The organism is Pseudomonas sp. BN606, from assembly GCF_029873115.1.
Taxonomy (GTDB): domain Bacteria; phylum Pseudomonadota; class Gammaproteobacteria; order Pseudomonadales; family Pseudomonadaceae; genus Metapseudomonas.
Genome location: NZ_SSOF01000033.1, coordinates 1 through 4377, shown reverse-complemented (window position 1 = coordinate 4377; position 4377 = coordinate 1). Strand labels below are relative to the sequence as shown.

4 protein-coding genes, 3 tRNA genes and 1 rRNA gene are annotated in these 4377 nt (G+C 57.1%); all 8 read right to left on the bottom strand.

Going from position 1 to position 4377, the window contains the following annotated elements:
* The coding region (gene tuf / locus E8E75_RS02430) for an elongation factor Tu (protein WP_280357791.1) at positions 1-1163 on the bottom strand (1163 nt) is incomplete at its 3' end.
* 84 nt (positions 1164-1247) lie between these two features.
* A tRNA-Thr gene (locus tag E8E75_RS02425) sits at positions 1248-1323 on the bottom strand.
* Between the two features lie 26 nt (positions 1324-1349).
* Positions 1350-1423: transfer RNA gene (locus E8E75_RS02420), tRNA-Gly, on the bottom strand.
* Positions 1424-1449: 26 nt separating this feature from the next.
* A tRNA-Tyr gene (locus E8E75_RS02415) sits at positions 1450-1534 on the bottom strand.
* 140 nt (positions 1535-1674) lie between these two features.
* Positions 1675-2352 carry an SPOR domain-containing protein gene (locus E8E75_RS02410; protein WP_120653282.1) on the bottom strand — a complete coding sequence of 226 codons (678 nt, stop codon included), beginning with the start codon at positions 2350-2352 and terminating at the stop codon, positions 1675-1677.
* A 9-nt stretch (positions 2353-2361) separates the two neighbouring features.
* Positions 2362-3111, bottom strand: a complete 750-nt coding sequence (locus E8E75_RS02405; protein ID WP_120653283.1) for a pantothenate kinase — start codon at positions 3109-3111, stop codon at positions 2362-2364.
* Positions 3101-4057, bottom strand: coding sequence for a bifunctional biotin--[acetyl-CoA-carboxylase] ligase/biotin operon repressor BirA (birA, locus tag E8E75_RS02400; protein WP_120653284.1), 957 nt, complete (start codon positions 4055-4057; stop codon positions 3101-3103). Before birA ends, E8E75_RS02405 begins: the two co-directional genes overlap by 11 nt.
* 191 nt (positions 4058-4248) lie before the next feature.
* Positions 4249-4364 (bottom strand): 5S ribosomal RNA (gene rrf, locus E8E75_RS02395).
* Positions 4365-4377: the final 13 nt, after the last annotated feature.

Here is a 4377-nt window from a genome sequence, read left to right as displayed (position 1 = left end):
CCAACGGTACGACCGCCTTCGCGGATCGCGAAGCGCAGGCCGTCTTCCATGGCGATCGGAGCGATCAGGGTGACAACCATCTTGATGTTGTCGCCCGGCATTACCATCTCAACACCTTCCGGCAGTTCGCAGTTTCCGGTCACGTCAGTGGTACGGAAGTAGAACTGCGGACGGTAGCCCTTGAAGAACGGAGTGTGACGACCACCTTCTTCCTTGGACAGCACGTACACTTCGCACTCGAACTTGGTGTGCGGCTTGATGGTGCCCGGCTTGGCCAGAACCTGACCACGCTCTACGTCATCACGCTTGGTGCCGCGCAGCAGGGCGCCAACGTTCTCGCCAGCACGACCTTCGTCGAGCAGCTTGCGGAACATTTCAACACCAGTGCAGGTGGTCTTGGTGGTCGGACGGATACCGACGATCTCGATCTCCTCGCCCACCTTGACGATACCGCGCTCAACACGACCGGTCACCACGGTGCCGCGACCGGAGATGGAGAACACGTCTTCGATCGGCATCAGGAACGGCTGATCGATAGCACGCACCGGCTCCGGAATGTAGGAGTCCAGGGTCTCTACCAGCTTACGAACGGCGGAAACGCCGATTTCGTTGTCGTCCTTGCCTTCCAGGGCCATCAGAGCGGAACCGACCACGATCGGAGTGTCGTCACCCGGGAAGTCGTAGGTGTTCAGCAGGTCGCGAACTTCCATCTCGACCAGCTCCAGCAGCTCGGCGTCATCAACCATGTCGGCCTTGTTCAGGAACACGACAATGTAAGGAACGCCTACCTGACGAGACAGCAGGATGTGCTCACGAGTCTGCGGCATGGGGCCGTCAGCAGCCGAGCAAACCAGGATCGCGCCGTCCATCTGCGCAGCACCGGTGATCATGTTCTTCACGTAGTCAGCGTGACCGGGGCAGTCAACGTGAGCGTAGTGACGAATGGCGGAATCGTATTCAACGTGGGAAGTGTTGATAGTGATACCACGAGCCTTCTCTTCCGGCGCGTTATCGATCTGGTCGAACGCACGAGCGGAACCGCCCCAGGTCTCGGAGCAGACCTTGGTCAGAGCAGCAGTCAGAGTGGTCTTGCCATGGTCAACGTGACCAATGGTGCCGACGTTGACGTGCGGTTTGTTACGTTCGAACTTTTCTTTAGCCATCGAGAACGTCTCCCATCAAGAATTGAGCGAGTCACGCCACCATTAAAACAAAGGCAGATATTTTCATATCTGCCTTTGTTAAGATGGAGCTCATGAGCGGATTTGAACCGCTGACCTCACCCTTACCAAGGGTGTGCTCTACCAGCTGAGCTACATGAGCCAAACACATTGCAAAAGCAGCAAACTTGGAGCGGGTAGCGGGAATCGAACCCGCATCATCAGCTTGGAAGGCTGAGGTTCTACCACTGAACTATACCCGCGGAGCCTGCAGCTCTCGCTTTGAATCTGGTGGAGGGGGAAGGATTCGAACCTTCGAAGTCTATGACGTCAGATTTACAGTCTGATCCCTTTGGCCGCTCGGGAACCCCTCCAAGGGAGGCGGCATTCTATCTCATGCCACCCTACTGTCAAGCTTTTTCTCATTAAAATCTTGAGGTTAGCTTCATTTGACAGCTGCTTCGCAAATCAGCCTATCGGGCCACGCTGCGAAGCGGGCGCCATTCTATTCAAGCTAACGAGGAGATGCAACACCCTCGCACGGCATAAGTTGATGTTTTAACCCAAAAAAATCTTGAGACAGCTGCTCAAGCAATGGATCGTCAACCAACCTGCGGCTTTCCGGTGCAATCCGCACCCAATAATCACGGTGCGCACGAGCCAGTTCGCGCATGAAGGGCTCATAGCCTGCGTCTCGCAAACGCTGCATGACACTCTCGGCAGAATCCATTCGCGAGAAGATCCCGAGGGATATTCCGTTGATCAGGTCTCCCTGGGTGACGATATAGCTGTCGATCTTCCGCGCCTGAAGCTCCTTGAGCTGACGCAGCGAGGCCTCTCGCGAAGCGAGAGGCGCCAGGTAGACCCAATAGTCGGTACCGGCAGCGGCATCTACAGGCCGCACCTCCGACCGCACATCCAGGCTAATGAGGCGCTGCTCCACTTCGCGCGCCTGCTCCTCTCGCTCAAATCCCCCCAGGAAAAGGCAGACAGCTTCCTCCGTTGATGTCGGGACCACTGCAGTGCGCCTCGGCTGGACATTGCCGGACTCACTAAGCAGACGGATGTCCTGCTGCCCCCCCTTATAAAGAGATAGGGTTTCCACCTCTTTCGGACGCAGTGGTGCCTGCTGCTGATGCCAGACGTAGTAGAAGAGATTGAGAACCAGGAGGAACAGGAACAACCAACGCATGAATCAACCTCAAGGCAATGGGCAGGCAATCGCCAAACCGGCAAACACCAAGTCGGGCAACACTCTTGCCCGCGGCAGCACACTCTTCACCAGCAGCGCATCACCGCCAGTAAGGAAAACCTCAAAATCATCCCCGAGATGCTGCGCCGCCAATTCGATCTGCGCCTGGACGAATCCGCGCAGCATCAGAAGACATCCCCTCTCCACGGCCTCCACCGTCGAGCGGCCGGGAGCCATATCGAGCAGCGCCCTCTCCGCAGCCTGGTCGTCGTAGCGAATTCGGCGAGTGTGCGTCCTCAATTGATTACGCATCAACGGCATACCCGGGCAAATGAATCCCCCGAGATGCTCGCCATTTTCAGCAACCAGATCAGATGTCACCGCAGTACCCAGATCCAGGACCAGGCAAGCCTTGCGAGCTATGTGATAGGCACCCAGCACCGCTAGCCAGCGATCCAGCCCAAGGCGCTGGAACTCTGAGTAGCCATTGCGCACGCCGGACATTTCAGCAGCCGGCTCGACACAGACAGAAACCACGCCGAACACATCCTGAAGCCGGTCGGTCAGTGCACGTGTTTCCTCGTCAGAACGGACACTGACCAACCTGCAATTGCGAAGCACTAGTTCATTCAATGCACGCAACGCAGAAATCAGCTCTTCATCGGAGCCAACCACACCGCCGCCAATAGTTGCGGCTTGCGCACTGTCGATGACACGCCACTTGATAAAGCTGTTGCCACAGTCAAGCTCAAGAATCATCACTCAACCTCAAACTGAGCTCTCCACCACTGTAAGCTCGCTCCTCACCACCGACGTCCAAGCGCAAGGCGCCTGTCGCGTCTATCCCCAATACCAACCCCTGGATACTCTGAACACCGGCGATCAAGTTGACTTGCCGCCCTTGCCAGAGATGCCCGGCTTCCCACTCCTCCCGAAGAGCAGAAAAACCGTATCTCTTGTGACGCACCAGGTAATCGTCGAGGTATTCACTCAAGCGAGCCACCAAGGCACTCCTGTCCACCAAAGCACCGCTTTCCACCTGCATGGAAGTCCAGGGCTGATCTATGTCCTCGGCAGACAACTGCATATTCACATTGATTCCAATACCAATTACGACATGGCAGATGTCGGCCGGGTCCCCCAACAGCTCAAGGAGGATTCCAGCGATCTTGCGGTTCCCAACCAACAGGTCGTTTGGCCACTTGAGGCCAGCCGCCGTCAACCCGAACGACTGCAAGGTCTTCAGCACCGCCAACCCGACAACAAGACTCAAGCCCTCAAGCTGGCGGGCACCGCCATCGACGCGCACAGCAAGACTGTAATAGAGGTTCTGCGCATGAGGACTGACCCATCGACGCCCCCTTCGCCCCCTGCCTTCCGTTTGCCGTTCCGCTATGACCGCAAAGGGCGGCAGTTCACCGCGAGCAAGACCGCGGGAGACCTCCGCATTCGTGGAGTCCAGCGAATCAAACACTCGATGGGACCAAGGAGCCCCCCCCGCATTCAGAACCCCCTGATCAAGGAGACTAAGAGGAAACTGCAGTCGGTAGCCCCGGCCACGCACCTTGTAGATCGCAAGACCGAGCTCCGCTTCCAGCTGCTGCAACTGCTTCCAGACGGCACTTCTGCTTACACCCAGGGCCTCACCCAGCGCCTGGCCTGAGTGAAAGCGCCCATCCTGCAGAAGTTTCAATAGCGTAGGCATGTGCTGGATCCAGCCCTTAATGAGGCAGGCATCATATCTATGCACACTCGGGTTGCATAGAAATCGCGCTCAAGCCGACCGAGCCAACGCCCTCAAACCAGACTGGCTGGAATGCATTCGCGGCCAGCTTTTTTGCGCGCCCAAAGACAAACCCCCGAACCGTTTTCACGGATCGGGGGTTTGGGATAGAAGCTTGACGATGACCTACTCTCACATGGAGAAGCTCCACACTACCATCGGCGATGCGTCGTTTCACTGCTGAGTTCGGGATGGGATCAGGTGGTTCCAACGCTCTATGGTCGTCAAGCAATTCGGTTGGG

What these genes read in the sequence shown, in the direction of transcription:
- E8E75_RS02410 (WP_120653282.1), bottom strand. Translation starts at nt 2,352, where the DNA reads ATGCGTTGGTTGTTCCTGTTCCTCCTGGTTCTCAATCTCTTCTACTAC.
- E8E75_RS02405 (WP_120653283.1), bottom strand. Translation starts at nt 3,111, where the DNA reads ATGATTCTTGAGCTTGACTGTGGCAACAGCTTTATCAAGTGGCGTGTC.
- birA (WP_120653284.1), bottom strand. Translation starts at nt 4,057, where the DNA reads ATGCCTACGCTATTGAAACTTCTGCAGGATGGGCGCTTTCACTCAGGC.